Here is a 14,619-nt window from a genome sequence, read left to right on the forward strand (position 1 = left end):
ACCGGAATGAGACGACGATACGTCGCCACCGCGGTGCTCGTTTCCCTCCTCCTCATCGGGACTGTAGCGGCGCTACCCGGCGGACGCGCACTGGTCGTTGCGGACGCCGAGACCGGCGACCAGTATCTGACGGTCCCGGTCGAGGACGGGACGACCGTGGCGCTGGAATATATGCACAGTGTTGAAAAAACGCGCGTCTACGACGAGTACACGGTCCGTGGCGACCATCTCGAAATGACCCGCATGGAGTTCGAATCGTTCGGCTGGGGGCTCCCGAGCGGGGCCAACGTCACCCGGGAAGACGGGGTGTACGTCTTCGACCCACCGGGCAACTACACGCGTGTGACAGTCTCTCCCGGTGATGTTGCAGGGCATAAACTTCACGTCGGAGCCGAAACCTACGATTTGGTAGCCCGCACCAACGGCCGCTCGGTCCATCTCTACGTGACCCAGCGTTCGGCGTTCGGTGCTGCGAAAGACCAGCTCAACACATGACTGACGACACACGACCTGACGACGGCGGGGAGGCCGTATCGGACGAGGAAGTCGACGAAGTACTGCAGGAGATTGAGCGAAAACGCTCGCTCAGAGGCTGGGCGCTCGTCCTCGTCGCGCTCATCGGCATCTCGTTTTCGGTGTTTCAGATGTGGCTCGCGGCGAAAGGGTTCAACCTCTCGATTTCGCTTCCGGGTGTCGGCGACCCGGACCAAGTCCCCGAGGTCGTGTTCGCGTCGCTGCAACTGCTCCAGATAAACGCCGTCCACGTCTCCTTCGGCCTCATCCTGACCTTCCTGCTGTATCCCGGCAGCACCGGCGACGGCCCGCTCTCCCGGCGCTGTATCGCGCTCGGGACGCTGGTCGACGAGAAATTCGGCGCGGAGCATCCGGTGTCTCGCGTCGTTCACGCTATCGGCGACGCGCTCGCCTGGGCGTTTCTGGACGCCGAGATGGACCGTGTGACGCCCTCTGATTTCGTTTTCATCGCGCTGTCGGTGCTGTCGGCCGCGTACTTCATCACCGACTTCGACGAGATCCAGCGCATGCGTGCGCTGGGACTTGAACGCGGCCGACCGATTCAGGAAGTGTTCACCTTTCTGGAACCGATAGCAGGCCTGCTCGGGCCACTTGCCGATACCTCCTACGCGTTCGTGCTGGGTGTGCTTGGCGTCCTGCTCGTCCTCGAAGCGACCCGCCGGGCCATCAGCCTCTGGCTGATGGTCATCGTCGCGGCCTTTGTCGTTTACGCCCGCTTTGGCGTACTCATTCCACAGAACGCAGCCTACGTCGGCGTGCTCTCCATCCCGGAACTGTCCTGGGCCTCTATCATCCAGAACCTCTGGTACAACACCGAAAACGGGGTGTTCGGGATTCCGGTCACCGTCTCCGTGCAGTTCATCTACATCTTCATCCTGTTTGGCGCGTTCCTCGAAATGTCCGGCGCGGGGAAGTGGTTCATCGACCTCGCGTACGGCGCAACGGGGACGCGAAAGGGCGGCCCGGCGAAGGCGTCCATTCTCGCCAGCGGATTTATGGGAACCATCTCCGGGTCCTCGATTGCGAACACGGTGACGACCGGTGCGTTCACGATTCCGCTGATGAAGCGGTCGGGCTACTCGCCGGAGTTCTCCGGGGGCGTGGAGGCCTCTGCCTCCTCGGGCGGCCAGATTCTCCCTCCGGTGATGGGGGCCGCCGCGTTCCTCATCGTCCAGTACACGGCGACGCCGTTCGCCGACGTCATCGTCGTCGCGACGATTCCCGCCATCGTCTTCTTCTTCGGGGTCTGGGTGATGGTCCACTTCGAGGCGGTCAAGGAGGATATCGGCGGCCTCGACTCTTCGGAACTGGTGAACATCCGTAGCCACCTCCGGAGCGGCTGGTTCTACCTCGTCCCGCTCGTTCTTTTGCTGTACTACCTCATCATCGAGCGGCTGTCTGTCGCCCGCTCGGCGTGGTTTACGCTCATCGCAATCGGAGCCCTCATCGCACTTGTGGCGGCCTACAGCGACGAGACGCGGGCCCGACTCGGCATTACACTTGCGTCCCTCTTCGGGCTGACGACGCTCACGCAGTACTTCACTGGGCAAGGCATTTTCGGATACCTGTTCAATCGGTTCGTACAGGCCACGACAGCGTTCCCGCCGCTGTTCAACCGCATCGATGGCCTTGTCGCGGCAGACCTGGCAGCGGAAGGGGCGCTTGCACTGCCCGGCCCACAACCGCTTGGTGCCGCGTTTTCCGCGGCGCTCGGCAATGTCGGCACGTTGATCATCCTCGCCGGCGTCCTGACGCTGATTACCCGGCCCAGACTCGACTCGCCGCTGCTGTCGTTCGACAATGCCGTCGACGATGCCGCCGAAACGACGTCCGATGCTATCGGCCGTCCAGAGTTGGCTTCGAACGGACTGTACAAGCTCGGTGTTTTCCTCGGGAAATCTATGGAGAGCGGGGCCAGAACCGCCGTTCCAGTCGTTATCGCCGTCGCCGCTGCCGGCATCATCCCGGGTGTCATCAGCGTCTCCGGCCTCGGTCCGAACCTCGTCTCGCTCATCACGGCTGTCGCCGGCGGGTCGCTCGTCTTGCTGTTGCTCGTCACCGCGTTCTCGTCGATTATCCTCGGGATGGGGATGCCGACGACGGTGACCTACATCATCCTCGTCTCTCTGCTCGCGCCGGCGCTGACCGAGTTCGGCGTTCCGCTGCTCGCGGCGCATCTGTTTATCCTCTACTTCGGCGTCATCGCCGACATCACGCCGCCGGTCGCGGTGGCCGCCTACGCTGCCTCGGGCGTCGCGAAGTCCGATGCCTTCGAGACCGGTATCGAGGCGTTCTCGCTGTCGCTCAACAAGGCCATCGTCCCGTTCGCGTTCATCGTCACGCCGGGCATCATCCTGTTGCGGCGCAACCCTGACGCTGCCACCCTCGACATCGGGGACAAATACCGGGTCGTCGGGACCGCGGACCTCCTCGATGTCGGCTACGCGATCCCCGAGATTCTCATCCCCGTGATCGGCGTCTTCCTCGGCGTCGTCGCACTGGCCGCGACAGTCATCGGGTTCGCGTACGCGCCGGTCTCCCGTGGCGAGCGGGCAGCGTTCGCGTTCAGTTCGCTCCTGTTGATGGCTCCTGCGCTCGCTGTGTCCGGGGTGTACGACCTCCTCGGACTCGTCGGCATCGTCGGCGGCGAGATGACGGTCCTGCTCGACGTTGTACTCCGCGGCGTCGGCCTCGCCCTGTTCCTCTTCCTCATGGCGAAGAACCGCCAGCGCGGCGGTGACCCTGCGGTACGGTCCGGCACGGCTGAGCCGGCGTGAGTGAGAACCGTTTAACCCATCGGGGGTCAACGGGCACGATATGCCAATCGAACAGCGCGGCGACGCCTCCGTCGTCACGCACGCGCTGGCGCGAGATGAACTGACACGGATACGAAACGTCGAGACCGAACAGGTCGCGTTCCGGAAGGGACTGGTCCGTCTCGGCCGCATCTGTGGCTACGAGATCATCGACGGTCGGATGGAGACCGAGTACACGGAGGTCCAGACGCCGCTGACTACGATGATGGGCGAACGCGTCAAGGGACTCGATGACGTGGTCATCGTCAACGTCCTTCGTGCGGCGACGCCGTTCGTCGAGGGACTGCTCAAGGCGTTCCCCCGCGCCAGGCAGGGCGTCATTTCTGCCAGCCGCGACGAGGAAGCCGGGATGAACGACGACGGCGAGTTCCCCATCTCGGTCGACTACGTCAAACTGCCCGAAATCACCGAGGATGACACCGTCATCATCGCGGACCCGATGCTTGCGACCGGGTCGACGATGACGACGGTGCTCGACTACATCACCTCAGAGAAGACCGAACCGGAGAACCTGCTCGTTCTGGCTGCGGTTTCCGCGCCGGAGGGAATCGTCCGCGTCTCGGAGTCCCAGTCGGACGCAGACATCATCAGCGTCGCTATCGACGACGAACTCGACGAGGACGGGTTCATCGTTCCGGGACTCGGCGACGCCGGCGACCGGGCTTTCCGGACGACGTAAGCGGTCGCGGCCCGCTCGACCTATCGGTTGAGGGACGAAACGTTTTTATCTGTGGCCCGAATCACCCGATGATGTCGCGATTTTCCGTCTGTACCCAGCTGCTGTACCCCCTTCCTTCACATGGAAACCGACAGACGGCAGCGTAATTTTGGTCCAGTTGAAACGAGAGTGACGGCCGTGAACCGCCCCGCGGTGACCGGGCGTGGCTCCTGTCGGACGGTACTGGACCGGGAGGCTTTCGTACTGACGGCACGGCAACCCCGTATGGTTCGACGACGATACCGCGTTGCGGACACTGCCCAGCAGCTCGTCGGGGGGTTCCTGCTCGCGGGGCCGTTCGTCGTGACTGAGGAGGTGTGGGTGCTGGCCGAGAATATGTCCTGGTATCACGCGGTAGTCGTCGTCGGTATCGTGTTCGCTATCGGCTACGGGGCGCTGTACAAGGCCGACGCCGGCCGAGACATCGACACCGAGGCGGAGGTGGCCGGTATTCCAGTCCGGTTCGTCTCGCTGATGATTGTAGCGTTCGGTTCGGTCGCCATCCTCGCGACAGCTTTGACCGCCCCGGACACGTTTCTCGTCGACGGCGGGATTCTGGCGGACCCGACGCCGATGGCCGTCACTCTGACGACCCTGAAGGCGATCATCGTCGGTGCGATTTTCAGCGTCGTCGGGGCTGCGACGGCGGACAGCGTGTTCTGACCGCGACCCGCACACTTAATTGGGTGCCACTCTCCTTGATGTGCATATGGAGTATACGCTGGCTATCGACAACGCACCGGAAACCGTTCCGGGTGGCACGGGGGTACTACTCCTGCATCCGAGTACCGGCGAGACGGACCGACTGGACACGGATTTCCTTGCGACCGACACCGACTCGATGCTCGTCATCTCGACCCGGACCACCGCCCGGGAGGTCAAACAGAAACTGGAGTACTACGAGGTCGACGAGTCGAAGGCGACCATCCTCGACACGCTGTCGGTCGAACGCGGCTATACCCGTCGCCGCTCCGAGGGGGTTCGGTACGTTTCTTCCCCGGACGACCTGTCCGGCATCGTCTCGGAGACCGAGACGTTCCTGCAGGAACACGACGGGAAACTCCGCGTAACGTTCGACTCCCTGACGGAACTCATCTACTACGCCGACGAGGACGGCGCGCTCTCGGCCGTCGAAGACATCCTCGACCTGCTTGCGGAGTACGACGCTGTCGGGATGTTCCACCTCGCCGACGAGGTCCACGACGAGGAGACGGTCGCGGCGTTCCGGGAACTCTTCGACGGTGTCATCGAACTGTCCGAGGACGGAACCATTACCAGTTCCTTCGAGGAGTAACCGGACACGCGCTCCTGAATCCGCCGCTCCTTCGATGAAATTGTGGCAGCCGGCCGACACTACTTCGCCCATCGAACACCCCGATGGCGTCCTCCCTCTCGAATGAAACGGTGTTTTCACCCGGCAGCGACGCCAACACCCCGTATGTCAACTCTTACCAGACCAACAACAATTAAGAGGGTATGACCCACATACAGGGTTGTATGCCGGAATGCCAGAACTGCGGTAATTTTGTAACGGCTGACTACGCGCGTGTGTTCACGCCGAACGGGGTCGAAAAGCCCAGGGTCTGTCCGCAGTGCGAGGACAAGATTCGCGACGGGGCAGACGTCCGTGAGGCCCGGTCCACACGTCGCGGATAGAACCGGTCAGGAACTGCCGCCCTGTGACCTGACGGTTGCGGGGACGTTTTCCTCGCCGGCTGCACTCGCTACCAACCGCTGTTTTACTGCACAGGCGTTTCAGGGGCTATGCTAATGCATCTGTCAGGCGTGTCCGTGCCTCCTCGAACACCGCGTCAGCACGGTCCGCGTCACGGGCTTCGGCGGTGATCCGAACGAGCGGCTGGGTCCCGCTGGCCCGCAGGAGGAACCACGCGTCGCCGAGGTCGACCCGGACCCCGTCGAGCGTCGTCACGTCGTCGTAGGCGTCAGTCACCGTCTCTCGAACGCGGTCCATCACCGTTTCCTTCTGAGCGGTTTCGACGCTGTCCCGGCGGATGGGGTACTCCGGCACATCGGCGGCGCGGTCGCCCAGCGGGCGCTCGCTGTCCAGCGTTGCGGCGGTACAGGCCGCCAGCGGCCCGTCCGGACACAGCGTTCGCTCGGGCCAGATCCACGCGCCGCTCGGCTCGCCGCCGAAAGCGACCCCGTCCTCGCTCGCGGCCTCGGCGACATACACGTCCCCGACCGGGGTGTACTCGACGGCCACGTCGATATCGCTGAGGTGGTCCTCGACGGCGAGGCTTGTATCAACCGGGACGGCGACCCGCTCGCCCGGTGACGCCGCAGTACGGGCGAACACGGCCAGCAACACGTCGCCCGAGAGGAAGGTCCCGTCGGCCGAAACCGCCCGCATCCGGTCGGCGTCGCCGTCGTGTGCGATCCCGAGGTCGGCGTCTGATTCGGCCACTAGCGTCGCCAGTGACTCGCAGTTCTCGGCTTTCGGCTCCGAGGGCCGACCCGGGAACGCGCCGTCGGGCTGACCGTTGAGCGTCTCGACGGAGCAGCCCAGCGCCGAAAGCGCGTCGACGCTGACTCGACCCGCGCCGTTGCCCAGATCGACGACGACGTGGCTGTCGAGGTCCAGTTCGCCGATTTCCGCGACCAGCGCCTCGACGTGGCGCTGGCTGGCATCCCGGGACTCGATGTCGCCGCTCTCGTCCCACGCCGCTGGCTGGAACGCATCCTCGTCCAGTCGCTGTTCAATCGTCTCCCGCAGGTCCGCGTCGAAGGCTTGCCCGCTGGGCTGCCAGAGCTTGATACCGTTGTCCTGGGGCGGGTTGTGGCTCGCCGTCACTGCAACCCCGGCGTCGGCGTCCTGCCATGCCACCGCCCGTCCGATAGTCGGCGTCGCCGCACCGCCGAGGTCGACCACGTCGACGCCGCTCTCTCGGAGCCCGGCCACCAGCGCCGCCTGCAGGTACTCGCCGCTCGCTCGCGGGTCCCGGCCCACGACCACCCGCTCGCAGTCGATGCCAAGCGCCCGCCCCACCGAAAGCGCCACCTCGGCCGTGACTGTCTCGCCGACGGGACCCCGAATCCCGCTCGTTCCGAACTGTGTCATTACTGCTCTCTGGGGCGGGCCGCCCCTAAAATCCATCCGGCATCGGACAGGTACTTCGGGACGGTAGTGCCGATGCCGTTCCGCTACTGTGTCGGCGCCCACTCGCAGGCCGTCCCGGTCGTCAGCCCCGCTTCGTCGATGTGAGCCGAGAGGCAGCCGTAGTTGCAGAACTGCGTTGTCGGCTTCCCGTCGGGTGTCTCGCTGATGTAGACGGGGTCGTGGGCCTCGACGGAACAGCCGCAGTACGTGCAGTCGGCCATACTGACGCTTGCGGCCGGGAGAACAAACGTTTTGTCCGCGTCTGTCGACCCACCGCACATGAAACAGGGCGGCTCTGACGCGGCGAAACAGGCAGCGGGGGAATCGGCGGCCGAGGCAGTCGAGGACGGCATGGCCGTCGGCCTTGGCACGGGGTCGACAGCGGCCCACGCTATCCGTGCTATCGGGCGAGCGGTCGACGCAGGACTCGATGTCGTCGGCGTCCCGACGTCATTTCAGTCCCGTCAGCTGGCCCGGGACTGTGGCATCCCGCTGGCGGACCTCGACGACGTGTCGGTCGACCTCGCTATCGACGGGGCCGACGAGGTGGCCGGCGGCAACCTCGTCAAAGGTGGCGGAGCAGCCCACGCCCGGGAGAAGATCGTCGACGCGAGCGCTGACCGCTTCCTCGTCGTCGCCGACCCGACCAAAGAGGCCGAGTCGCTCTCGGTGCCGGTGCCGGTCGAGGTACTTCCGATGGCCCGCTCGACGGTCGCCGGAGCAGTCGATGATCTAGGTGGCGACCCGACACTTCGCCGTGCAGAGCGCAAGGACGGCCCCGTCGTCACCGACAACGGGAACCTCGTGCTCGACTGTGACTTCGGCCCCATCGACGACCCCGCCGCGCTCGCCAGCGACCTCGCCGCACTCCCCGGCGTCGTCGAGCACGGGCTGTTCGTCGACATGGCCGACGAAATCCACGTCGGCACTACTGACGGCGTCACCGTCCGAGCGCTATCGGAATAGCTGTCGCTGATCGGCGTGCGTCAAAAAATGCGCTGCTTGAAACGACCTTACAGGTCGCGCGGCTGGACCGTCTTCCGGTCGTTCTCGTCGGCTCGGCGGGCTGCGTCCTGGAGCAGCTCTTCGACTTCCTCGTCGAGTGCGTCGTAGAAGTCGGACGCTACGTTCATGTCGTTGAGCTCTTCCTTAACGGCGGCTTTGACGATTAGGTCTGCCATACAGACGAGGTATCGACGGGGGTTACTTATATACTTTCTCCAATTAGTTCGCTCTCGACCCTATTACCGGCAGTTTGAGGCATTATACGACACATAACCCCTTATAAATCCGCATTTGTGTCCTCTGTAATCCATCAGAATCCGTGCTTTCGGCTGTGCTAGACGGCTATTGTTGCGTTACTCCGGCCGAGCGTCGCTCACGCGCGCTCGCACAGGTCGGCCCTGAAACGGGCGATACGTTCGCCTCGGACCGACGGATAGGAGTGGCCGTATCACTGAATGGGTCCTATGCGCGACATACTCGATTCGGTTGCGGCGGGTGACCTCTCCCCGGTAGAGGCCGAGGCGGCGCTTGCGGGCTACGCGACCAGCGGGGCCGGTCGGTTCGACGCCGCTCGGGAGGACCGTGCCGGTGTTCCCGAGGCTGTCCTTGCAGATGGGAAGACGCCGGCGGAAGTAGCGGAGCTTGCGGTGACAGCTATCGAAACGACGGGGCGGGCTATCGTGACGCGGCTCGACACGGCAACTGCGACGACCGTTCGGGAGCGGTTGGACGAAACCGCCCCAGATGCGACAGTTCGCTGGGACGACCGCTCGAACTGGCTGGTGGCGACGACGCCCGCCTTTGAGCGCCCGTCGCTGGACGCGTCAGTCGGCATCGTCACGGCCGGGACCTCCGACGCCGTTCCGGCCGGTGAGGCCGCGCTCATCGCCGAGGAGATGGGCGCGACCGTGGCCCGTATCGACGACGTCGGCGTCGCGAGCCTCGCCCGGACGATAGACGCGGTCGATAGGTTCCGGGACCATGACGTGCTCATCGTCGCGGCGGGTCGCGAAGGCGCGCTCCCGACGGTCATCGCCGGGCTCGTGGACGTGCCGGTCATCGGATTGCCCGTCTCGACCGGCTACGGCCACGGCGGTGAGGGCGAGGCGGCCCTCTCGGGGTTGCTCCAGTCCTGCACTGCCCTCTCCGTCGTGAACATCGACGCCGGCTTCACCGCCGGGACGCAGGCCGGCCTAATCGCCAGACAGCTCGACGATGCACGGACGTAGATATCTACGCCAACTGCAGACATACCCAAGTATTTGGGTAAAGAGCTATGGGAACAACGTGCGTACGCGTATACGTCGGCGGTGGTGTCGCCGACGAACACGATGCCTGAATGTGATCATTGCGGCGCGCACGTCTCAGACCAGTTCGCCCGAGTGTTCGCGGACGAACGCGGACACATCCGGGCGTGTCCGAACTGCTCGGCGAACGCTGGCATTGCCGAGGTATCGAGAGAGCGCGCCCAACAAGTGTGAGGCCCGCTGGGCCACCAGCATCGTGCGATGACTACCGCGCGGAGCCCTTACCATGTGTACGTCCTCCGCTGTAGCGACAACACGTTTTACACCGGCTACACGACCGATGTGGAGCGCCGCGTCCGCGAACACGACGCCGGCGACGGCGCGAAGTACACGCGCGGCCGAACCCCGGTCGAACTGATCCACGTCGAGTCGTTCGACTCACAGTCCGAAGCGATGAGCCGTGAGTACGAGATCAAGCAGTACACCAGAGCAAAGAAGGAACGGCTTGTCGAATCCAGCGACGCCGAAGCGGACTTCGATATCTGAACCGCTATCGATACAACTGAAGAATTAGCAGCGCTACCGCCTCAGATGCCGAGGCTCACCTCTTCCCGTCGGTAGCCGTGAAGTGACAGTTTTGCGATGGGGCGTGATTTTTTGTCGAGGGGCTGAGAACCGCGAGATATGGACAACGACGCGGATGTCGACGCAGGTGCGATCGCCTTCGGGACGGACGGCTGGCGGGCGACGCTGGACGTGTTCACGAAGCCGCGGGTCCGGATGGTGGGACAGGCCGTCGCCACCACCCTGCAGGAACGCGGGGCGACCGGGACCGTCGCCATCGGATACGACGCCCGCGAGACCTCGCCCGGGTTCGCTGACGAACTCGCACACGTCCTGCGCGCGAACGGCTTCGACGTGCTCTTGCCGGACCGGGACACGCCGACGCCGATTGTCGCCTGGACGGTGAAAGACCGCGACCTCGCAGGGGCGCTCCAGATTACGGCCAGCCACAATCCCCCGGAGTACAACGGCGTGAAGTTCATTCCCGGCGACGGGTCGCCGGCGCTGCCGGACTGGACGGCCGCCTTCGAGGAGAACCTCGCCGTGCTCGACCCGCTGCCCGAGGACGAGTGGGGCGAGCGAACGGAGGAGGACCTGATCGGGCCGTACCACGAGCACGCGCTGTCGTTCGTCGACGCCGACCTCGACGGCCTCCCGGTCGCCTACGACGCGCTGTACGGGAGCGGCCGCGGCGTCACCGACGCCCTCCTCGCCGACGCCGGCGCTGACGTGACCCGACTCAACTGCGAACAGGACCCCGACTTTGGCGGCGGGTCGCCCGAACCGTCGGCGGAGAACGCCGAGGGACTGGTGGCGGAAGTCAGCGACGGCGACGCTGCGCTGGGAATCATCAACGACGGCGACGCCGACCGCATCGGCGTCGTCACGCCCGAGCGGGGCTATCTGGACCCCAACCTGTTTTTCGCCGCGATGTACGACTTCCTGCTCGAAGACGGGACAGGCGACGTGGTTCGGACGGTCTCGACGTCCAGCATCGTCGACCGCGTCGCCGAGGCCCACGGTCAGTCCGTCCACGAGGTCGCCGTCGGCTTCAAGTGGGTCGCCGAGGCGATGGCCGAGCACGACGCGCTGTTCGGCGGCGAGGAGTCCGGCGGCTTCGGCCTGCCGGACCACCTGCGGAACAAGGACGGCGTGCTGGTGGCGCTGGTCGCCGCCGCAGCCGAACGCGAGGAACCGCTTGACGCTCGTGTCGACCGATTGCTGGACGAACACGGCGAAATCCACCAGGACCGTATCAGCGTCGACTGTCCGGACGACCGCAAGGAGTCCGTCCTCGCCGACCTCGAAGTCGCGCTGCCCGAGACGCTGGCGGGAGTCGCTGTTGACGGCATCAACACCGTCGACGGGTTCAAAATCCGGCTCGAAGACGGGACGTGGGTGCTGGTCCGCCCGTCCGGAACGGAGCCGAAGCTCCGCGTCTACGCCGAGGCGTCGAGTGCGGAGCGCGTCGAGGACCTGTTAGAGGCGGGCCGGGACCTGGTCGAACCGCTGGTCTGACCTCACTTGCTTGCGCTGACGACGTACGTGCCGGCCACGCGGTCGCCGAGGCGCTGGGCGTCGTCGCTGACGAACATGACGGCCGCCTCAACGAGGAGCCAGCCGCCCATGAGAACGAGCGCGAAGAGGAACCCGAATCCGCCGAAAATGCCGCCCAAAAGGAGCATGATCGGGAACGGAGCCAGCAGCACGGCCGTTCGGACCAGTCGGTCACGCTGGGTCGGCGGCGCGCCGTTTTCGTCGACGACCGCGACGTTCTGGGACCGCTTCCCGACCGTCTCATTGGACTCGGCGTAGTAGCCGAAGTAATAGACGAGCACCGCACCGATGGCGAGCCACAGGGCGAAGTTGATAACGATGCCCAGCAGTCCCGCAGCCAGCACCGAGCCGCCGCCCATCGCGCCCGGACTCTCGGGCGAGGCGGCGGCCATCGCCCCGACAGAGAGGACCGTATTGAGAACGAACGTTACGAGCCACAGTCCGAACGCGACAGCGCTCAGAATGGCGAAGTCGATGAGGTACGCGACGACGCGGTCGTCCCGCGCTTCGACCGCGTTTTCAGGGACAGTTGCTGACATCGTTTTAAAATCATTCTCGAAACCATATGAAAAATGTTACGACGCTGTGCCAACGGTTGTGATCTCGCGCCGAACGATTGCCGCGCCTACGCACGCTCGCCCCGGAAACGGTCGGGTTCGCCCAGCGGCTCGATGGTGAACCCCAGCGCCTCGTAGAACGGCCGAACGTCAGCGTCGAACTCGGCGGTGACACAATCTCGCCGGTCGAGCGCGGCCTCGACGAGCGCCGTCCCGATACCCTGCCCACGACGACGCCGACGGACAGCGACGGCCTCGATGTGAGTGTCGTCGAGTACGAGTGCGCCGAGAACGCGCTCAGCCGCCGGGTCATCGTCGGACACTGCGACGAGCGTACCGTCGTCTTCAGCACCCGCCCGAACGGTTTCCACGGCTATCGAGAGGACCGCTCCGTCGAGGACGTTCATCACCGCCGGCACTTCGTCGGCGGTCGCTGTGCGGACGTGCATATCTGTTAGAGGCCGCTGCTTGGCGGTTAGCCGCCTTTGATGAGCCTGACGACCCGAACGTGGTCGTGCTCGACGGGCTGATCCGTCGGAACGTGCTCGCCGTCGACGAGGACCGACACCTCGTGGGGGCTCAGGTCGACCGGCGAAAGCAGGTCGGCGTAGGTCGCATCCGCGTCCACCTCCAGTTCGTGGGTGTCCTCGCCGGCGATCTCGACGGTGACGTACATACACCGACTACTCCGCCGACGCACCTGAGACTGTCGACTCTCGCGGGGTTTAAGACCGGCCCACGCTTCCCATCGTCCATGAGTGAGGCCGAGTCCGAGTCGCGGGCGGGACGCGAGGAGGTCTGGATCGAGAAGTACCGCCCGCAGACGCTCGACGACGTGATGGGCCACGAGAACATCGTCGGGCGACTCAAAAGCTACGTCTCGCGCAACGACCTGAGCCACATGCTGTTTTCCGGCCCCGCGGGGACGGGGAAGACGACGTGTGCGACGGCTATCGCCCGTGAACTGTACGGCGAGGACTGGCGCGAGCACTTCCTCGAACTGAACGCCTCCGACGAGCGCGGTATCGACGTGGTCCGGGACCGAATCAAGAACTTCGCCCGAACGAGCTTCGGCGGCGTCGAGTACCGCATCATCTTCCTCGACGAGGCCGACGCGCTGACCAGCGACGCCCAGTCGGCGCTGCGCCGGACGATGGAGCAGTTCTCGAACAACGTCCGCTTTATCCTCTCGTGTAACTACTCCAGCCAGATCATCGATCCGATCCAGTCCCGTTGTGCCGTCTTCCGCTTCTCGCCGCTGGCCGACGACGCCGTCGCCGAGGAAATCCGAAACATCGCCGCCGAAGAGGACATCGAACTGACCGAGGACGGACTGGACGCGCTCGTCTACGCCGCCGACGGGGATATGCGGAAAGCCATCAACGGCCTGCAGGCCGCGTCGGTCAGCGGCGACACGGTCGACGAGTCGGCGGTGTACGCGATCACCTCGACGGCCCGCCCGGAAGAGATCCGGACGATGGTCCAGTCGGCGCTGGACGGCGACTTCACCGCCTCGCGGGCGACCCTCGATAGACTGCTGACCGAGGAAGGCATCGCTGGCGGTGACATCATCGACCAACTCCACCGCTCAATCTGGGAGTTCGATATCGACGACGAAGCGGCCGTCCGGGTGCTCGAACGCATCGGCGAAACCGACTACCGGATCACCCGCGGTGCGAACGAGCGCGTGCAACTCGAAGCGATGCTGGCCTCGCTCGCCCAGGGCGAGTAAGGCCGTACTACCGCTACGATCCGGTTTTTCACACCTGATAACTGGCGGGTGAGCTTTATGATGAAAGGAAAGTAAGAGTATCAACAACTGAAATGCAACGTTTACGACCATCTACGGAGGGGACGGGTGAGGACCGCGGTCAGGTCGGGATCGGGACGCTCATCGTGTTTATCGCGATGGTGCTGGTCGCGGCAATCGCGGCGGGCGTGCTTATCAATACTGCGGGGTTCCTGCAGAGTTCCGCCCAGGCGACGGGGCAACAGTCCAGTGATTCGACGACCAACCGCATTCAGGTTGTGGGGATTACCGGGGACCACTTCACCGACAACAGCGAGATCGGCGTGGTTGACATCGTCGTCAGGCGGGCACCGGGGGCAGGCAACGTCGACCTTGACAAGACGACCGTCCAGTGGATCGGTCCGAGCGGGTCGTACTACCAGCTCGCGGCTGGCGGCGCAGACGGCAACCCCGATGGGCGGTTCGCTATCTCTACCGTGCAGGACAATGACGGCTCCCAGCCGGTGCTGAACGACGTTGAAGACCGGTTCAGAATCACGCTCGACCTGGGGACCGATAATTCCGTTGGCGCTGAGCCATTCGGTGAGGAACTGCCCGAAGGAGAGACTGCGACGCTGCGCATTACCTCGCCAGCCGGCGGGATGACGACCGAGGAAGTCGTCGCGCCGAAGACGCTCTCGGGGGAATCCTCTGTCACGCTCTGACGGCCAGGGATACCGCCGGCCCCTTCGGAACAGTTTTAGGCGAACGTGG

At 64.7% G+C, this 14,619-nt stretch carries 17 protein-coding genes; 11 read left to right on the forward strand and 6 right to left on the reverse strand.

The annotated features are described in order from the left end of the window. Nucleotides 1-6 precede the first annotated feature (6 nt). From Har1131_RS02830 to Har1131_RS02850, 5 genes are all read left to right on the forward strand, one after another. A complete protein-coding gene (locus tag Har1131_RS02830) occupies nucleotides 7-495 on the forward strand; it encodes a DUF1850 domain-containing protein (protein WP_050037226.1) in 489 nt (162 codons plus the stop codon). After that, complete coding sequence (locus tag Har1131_RS02835; RefSeq protein ID WP_050037225.1) at nucleotides 492-3,311, forward strand: TRAP transporter fused permease subunit; 2,820 nt, start codon at nucleotides 492-494, stop codon at nucleotides 3,309-3,311. Before Har1131_RS02830 ends, Har1131_RS02835 begins: the two co-directional genes overlap by 4 nt. 40 nt (nucleotides 3,312-3,351) lie before the next feature. Beyond that, nucleotides 3,352-4,029, forward strand: a complete 678-nt coding sequence (upp, locus tag Har1131_RS02840) for a uracil phosphoribosyltransferase (RefSeq protein WP_014041610.1) — start codon at nucleotides 3,352-3,354, stop codon at nucleotides 4,027-4,029. 264 nt (nucleotides 4,030-4,293) lie between these two features. After that, nucleotides 4,294-4,731, forward strand: a complete 438-nt coding sequence (locus tag Har1131_RS02845; RefSeq protein ID WP_014041609.1) for a DUF2391 family protein — start codon at nucleotides 4,294-4,296, stop codon at nucleotides 4,729-4,731. A gap of 46 nt (nucleotides 4,732-4,777) precedes the next feature. Then, nucleotides 4,778-5,362, forward strand: coding sequence for a hypothetical protein (locus tag Har1131_RS02850; RefSeq protein WP_151144993.1), 585 nt, complete (start codon nucleotides 4,778-4,780; stop codon nucleotides 5,360-5,362). A 468-nt stretch (nucleotides 5,363-5,830) separates the two neighbouring features. Here the strand turns inward: Har1131_RS02850 and glmM are convergent, their stop codons facing one another. Both glmM and Har1131_RS02860 read right to left on the reverse strand, forming a co-directional pair. Next, on the reverse strand, nucleotides 5,831-7,147 hold the full coding sequence (gene glmM / locus Har1131_RS02855; RefSeq protein ID WP_050037224.1) for a phosphoglucosamine mutase: 1,317 nt from the start codon (nucleotides 7,145-7,147) through the stop codon (nucleotides 5,831-5,833). 83 nt (nucleotides 7,148-7,230) lie between these two features. Next, a complete protein-coding gene (locus Har1131_RS02860; protein WP_228841576.1) occupies nucleotides 7,231-7,407 on the reverse strand; it encodes a hypothetical protein in 177 nt (58 codons plus the stop codon). 58 nt (nucleotides 7,408-7,465) lie between these two features. Between Har1131_RS02860 and rpiA the strand changes: the two genes are divergently transcribed. Continuing rightward, on the forward strand, nucleotides 7,466-8,152 hold the full coding sequence (rpiA, locus tag Har1131_RS02865) for a ribose-5-phosphate isomerase RpiA (RefSeq protein WP_050037223.1): 687 nt from the start codon (nucleotides 7,466-7,468) through the stop codon (nucleotides 8,150-8,152). A 47-nt stretch (nucleotides 8,153-8,199) separates the two neighbouring features. Here the strand turns inward: rpiA and Har1131_RS02870 are convergent, their stop codons facing one another. Further along, nucleotides 8,200-8,367, reverse strand: coding sequence for a hypothetical protein (locus Har1131_RS02870; protein ID WP_004517708.1), 168 nt, complete (start codon nucleotides 8,365-8,367; stop codon nucleotides 8,200-8,202). Nucleotides 8,368-8,655: 288 nt separating this feature from the next. On the opposite strand from Har1131_RS02870, the gene larB reads away from it, so the two are divergent. The 3 genes from larB (at nucleotide 8,656) to Har1131_RS02885 (ending at nucleotide 11,520) form a co-directional block, all read left to right on the forward strand. Next, nucleotides 8,656-9,420, forward strand: coding sequence for a nickel pincer cofactor biosynthesis protein LarB (gene larB, locus Har1131_RS02875; protein ID WP_014041606.1), 765 nt, complete (start codon nucleotides 8,656-8,658; stop codon nucleotides 9,418-9,420). A gap of 279 nt (nucleotides 9,421-9,699) precedes the next feature. Then, on the forward strand, nucleotides 9,700-9,984 hold the full coding sequence (locus Har1131_RS02880) for a GIY-YIG nuclease family protein (RefSeq protein WP_050007393.1): 285 nt from the start codon (nucleotides 9,700-9,702) through the stop codon (nucleotides 9,982-9,984). A gap of 138 nt (nucleotides 9,985-10,122) precedes the next feature. Beyond that, nucleotides 10,123-11,520 carry a phosphoglucomutase/phosphomannomutase family protein gene (locus tag Har1131_RS02885; RefSeq protein WP_014041603.1) on the forward strand — a complete coding sequence of 466 codons (1,398 nt, stop codon included), beginning with the start codon at nucleotides 10,123-10,125 and terminating at the stop codon, nucleotides 11,518-11,520. Nucleotides 11,521-11,522: 2 nt separating this feature from the next. On the opposite strand, the gene Har1131_RS02890 is transcribed toward Har1131_RS02885, so the two are convergent. The 3 genes from Har1131_RS02890 to Har1131_RS02900 all read right to left on the reverse strand — a co-directional run bounded on the left by Har1131_RS02890 (nucleotide 11,523) and on the right by Har1131_RS02900 (nucleotide 12,792). After that, entirely contained in the window at nucleotides 11,523-12,098 is a 576-nt protein-coding gene (locus Har1131_RS02890) for an RDD family protein (RefSeq protein WP_014041602.1), read from the reverse strand. A gap of 86 nt (nucleotides 12,099-12,184) precedes the next feature. After that, nucleotides 12,185-12,565 carry a GNAT family N-acetyltransferase gene (locus tag Har1131_RS02895; RefSeq protein WP_014041601.1) on the reverse strand — a complete coding sequence of 127 codons (381 nt, stop codon included), beginning with the start codon at nucleotides 12,563-12,565 and terminating at the stop codon, nucleotides 12,185-12,187. 26 nt (nucleotides 12,566-12,591) lie between these two features. Continuing rightward, entirely contained in the window at nucleotides 12,592-12,792 is a 201-nt protein-coding gene (locus Har1131_RS02900) for a ubiquitin-like small modifier protein 2 (RefSeq protein ID WP_044952087.1), read from the reverse strand. Between the two features lie 78 nt (nucleotides 12,793-12,870). Here Har1131_RS02900 and Har1131_RS02905 point away from each other — a divergent pair, with 78 nt between their 5' ends. Both Har1131_RS02905 and Har1131_RS02910 read left to right on the forward strand, forming a co-directional pair. Next, complete coding sequence (locus Har1131_RS02905) at nucleotides 12,871-13,848, forward strand: replication factor C small subunit (protein WP_044952085.1); 978 nt, start codon at nucleotides 12,871-12,873, stop codon at nucleotides 13,846-13,848. A 92-nt stretch (nucleotides 13,849-13,940) separates the two neighbouring features. Beyond that, complete coding sequence (locus Har1131_RS02910) at nucleotides 13,941-14,570, forward strand: archaellin/type IV pilin N-terminal domain-containing protein (protein ID WP_008307313.1); 630 nt, start codon at nucleotides 13,941-13,943, stop codon at nucleotides 14,568-14,570. Nucleotides 14,571-14,619: the final 49 nt, after the last annotated feature.

It is taken from the genome of Haloarcula sp. CBA1131 (assembly GCF_008728975.1).
In the GTDB taxonomy this organism is placed as follows: Archaea; Halobacteriota; Halobacteria; order Halobacteriales; family Haloarculaceae; genus Haloarcula; species Haloarcula hispanica.

Coding starts and splice junctions, on each gene's coding strand:
- Har1131_RS02830 (WP_050037226.1), top strand. CDS start 7: ATGAGACGACGATACGTCGCCACCGCGGTGCTCGTTTCCCTCCTCCTC.
- Har1131_RS02835 (WP_050037225.1), top strand. CDS start 492: ATGACTGACGACACACGACCTGACGACGGCGGGGAGGCCGTATCGGAC.
- upp (WP_014041610.1), top strand. CDS start 3,352: ATGCCAATCGAACAGCGCGGCGACGCCTCCGTCGTCACGCACGCGCTG.
- Har1131_RS02845 (WP_014041609.1), top strand. CDS start 4,294: ATGGTTCGACGACGATACCGCGTTGCGGACACTGCCCAGCAGCTCGTC.
- Har1131_RS02850 (WP_151144993.1), top strand. CDS start 4,778: ATGGAGTATACGCTGGCTATCGACAACGCACCGGAAACCGTTCCGGGT.
- glmM (WP_050037224.1), bottom strand. CDS start 7,147: ATGACACAGTTCGGAACGAGCGGGATTCGGGGTCCCGTCGGCGAGACA.
- Har1131_RS02860 (WP_228841576.1), bottom strand. CDS start 7,407: ATGGCCGACTGCACGTACTGCGGCTGTTCCGTCGAGGCCCACGACCCC.
- rpiA (WP_050037223.1), top strand. CDS start 7,466: ATGAAACAGGGCGGCTCTGACGCGGCGAAACAGGCAGCGGGGGAATCG.
- Har1131_RS02870 (WP_004517708.1), bottom strand. CDS start 8,367: ATGGCAGACCTAATCGTCAAAGCCGCCGTTAAGGAAGAGCTCAACGAC.
- larB (WP_014041606.1), top strand. CDS start 8,656: ATGCGCGACATACTCGATTCGGTTGCGGCGGGTGACCTCTCCCCGGTA.
- Har1131_RS02880 (WP_050007393.1), top strand. CDS start 9,700: ATGACTACCGCGCGGAGCCCTTACCATGTGTACGTCCTCCGCTGTAGC.
- Har1131_RS02885 (WP_014041603.1), top strand. CDS start 10,123: ATGGACAACGACGCGGATGTCGACGCAGGTGCGATCGCCTTCGGGACG.
- Har1131_RS02890 (WP_014041602.1), bottom strand. CDS start 12,098: ATGTCAGCAACTGTCCCTGAAAACGCGGTCGAAGCGCGGGACGACCGC.
- Har1131_RS02895 (WP_014041601.1), bottom strand. CDS start 12,565: ATGCACGTCCGCACAGCGACCGCCGACGAAGTGCCGGCGGTGATGAAC.
- Har1131_RS02900 (WP_044952087.1), bottom strand. CDS start 12,792: ATGTACGTCACCGTCGAGATCGCCGGCGAGGACACCCACGAACTGGAG.
- Har1131_RS02905 (WP_044952085.1), top strand. CDS start 12,871: ATGAGTGAGGCCGAGTCCGAGTCGCGGGCGGGACGCGAGGAGGTCTGG.
- Har1131_RS02910 (WP_008307313.1), top strand. CDS start 13,941: ATGCAACGTTTACGACCATCTACGGAGGGGACGGGTGAGGACCGCGGT.